At 73.0% G+C, this 2379-nt stretch carries 3 pseudogenes; all 3 read left to right on the plus strand.

Annotated features, from left to right (window positions below):
• Positions 1–308, plus strand: a pseudogene (locus JNW89_RS34925) (hypothetical protein); the annotation flags it as partial.
• Between the two features lie 319 nt (positions 309–627).
• Positions 628–2009 (plus strand): annotated as a pseudogene (locus JNW89_RS37915) (cytochrome P450).
• Positions 2010–2014: 5 nt separating this feature from the next.
• Positions 2015–2379: pseudogene (locus JNW89_RS34935) on the plus strand (terpene synthase); the annotation flags it as partial.

Consider the following 2379-nt stretch of genomic DNA (forward strand, 5'->3'; position numbering starts at 1 on the left):
TGCGGCTGCTCGCCGCGGCCGAGCTGCCCGACCCGTACCCGCTCTACCTGGCCGACCTCGACGCCTCCCGGGACGAGCCGGGCGAGGTGACGATGGACGAGATCAGCTACGCCGACTGGCGGACCGCCTACTGGGAGCGCCCCGACCTGGACCGGGACCTGACCACGGTGGCCGTCCGGGACGGGGAGGTGCTCGCGTTCGGCTTCGCGCTGACCGACGGCCGGACCCGCTACCGGTCGGGGATGACCGCACCCGGCGCGGGCACCGCGGCCGGGGGCTGGCCCGCGCGGTCAAGCACCGCTCGCTGAGCCGGGCCCGGGCGGCCGGGCTACGGTTCGCGTACACCAGCAACGACGCGGGCAACGTGCCGATGCTCACGCTGAACCGTGGATTAGGTTATCGGCCGGTCGCCGCGGAGTGGCGCTACCTGCGCGATCTGTCGGGCTAGCGTCCGGACGGGACCGTACACAGTGGACGGCCTTCGTTGACTGTGAGAATTTCTCCGGACGCAAAATCTGGAAAAGCCTTTTCATCAGTGACATGCTCACCGCAACCGTCACGCGCGATCACCATGGCAACACGGAGCGCAAGGCGGTGCGGCACCGGAGGAGGACCCGCAGGTGAGCCATGACTGAGTCGACGACCCCGGTATCCCGTGAGCCGCACGTCGCGAGCCTGCGCCGCACGTTGCCCGGGCTGCTGCGCGACCCGCTGGGCACCCTGGTCGGCCTCGCCGACGCGGCGCCCGGGCAGGTCGTCCGGCTGAACCTGGGCACCATCCGGCCGTACCTGGTCACCGAGCCGGCCCACGTCCAGCACGTGCTGCGCGACAACGCCGCGAACTACACCCGGGCCGGCGACAGCATGATGTGGAAGTCCGTGCGCAAGCTGGCCGGCGACGGCATCCTGTCCGAGGGTCCGCGGTGGGAGGCGAGTCGCCGGCGGCTCCAGCCGCACTTCACCGCCAAGCGGGTCGACGCGGCGGTGGACGACCTGAGCCGGGCGATCAGCGAGGCGGTCGACGAACTGGCCGGCCCGGCGCGGGCCGGCGAGCCGGTCGACGCCGCCGCCGAGATCTCCCGGATCATCTGCCAGGCGGTCATCCGGGTCTTCTTCGGCGACAAGATCCCTGTCGCGACGGCGTGCGGGTGGTCGCCGAGCAGGACACCGTGGCGACAGCGCTGCGGTTCCGGCTGCTCGCCCCCTTCCTGCCCGACGCCGTGCCGATGCCCGGTGACCGGGCGTTCCGTCGGGCCGTGCGGAACATCGACGACATCCTGCTGCCGCTGGTCCGCGCCGAGCGCGCCAGTTCCGACGGCGGCGACGACATCCTCGCCGCGCTGGCCCGGGCCCGCGACGCCGACGGTCGCAAGCTGGACGAGCAGCGGGTCCGTGACGACCTGGTGTCCATCTTCGCCACCACCACCGAGACCACCTATGTGGTGCTCACCTGGCTCTTTCCGCTGCTGGAGCAGCTGCCGGACATCGCCGCCCGGCTCTACGAGGAGATCGACCGGGTGGTCGGCCCCGGTGACGTGGTCAGCCGCGAGCAGCTCGGCGAGCTGCGCTACACCCGGATGGTGCTCGACGAGCTGGTCCGCGCGTACCCGTCCGGCTGGCTGGTGCCGCGCACCGCGATCGCCGACGACGTCATCGGCGGCACCAGAATCTCCGCCGGCGGGACGATCGTCCTCAGCCCGTACGTCACCCAGCGGCTGGCCCGGTACTGGGATCGACCCGAGGTGTTCGACCCGGAACGCTTCGCCCCCGACGCGCCCCGACGCGCCCACCGGTACGCCTACTACCCGTTCGGCGGCGGCGCCCACCAGTGCATCGGCCAGTACCTGTTCCAGCTGGAGGCGCCGCTGATCGTGGCGACCCTGTTCAGCCGGTTCCGGTACCGGCTCTGCGAGCCGGGGATGCCCAACCCGCAGCTCGCCGCGTCGCTGCGCCCCCGGGAGCGGGTGCCGCTGATGCTCACCCCGCACCGGCAACCGGCCCTGGCCTGACCGTGGTGGCGCCTGTCGTACCGACCACCGACGAGCTGCGGGCGGCCGCCGAGCACGGCCGGGTCTGCGCCCTCGCGGCACAGGGTCAGCGGGACCTGCAACGCTGCCTGGCCGCCCACCCGGACCTCTTCGCCGCCGGGCCCTTCGACGCGACCCTGACCAGCAGCGTCGCCCTGGCCATCGCGTTCAGCGCGCCCTGGTGCGACGCCGCCGAGCTGCGGCCGACCAACCGGGCGGTGCTGTGGGGCTTCGCGCTCGACTGGCAGGTGGACCACGAGGCCACCTCCGCCGCCGAAGTCGACCAGCTGGTGCGCCGGCAGCTCGCGGTCGCCCACGGCGCGCCCGCGGCCGGCGACGACCCGCTGGGCCG

It is taken from the genome of Micromonospora sp. 4G55, from assembly GCF_016803375.1.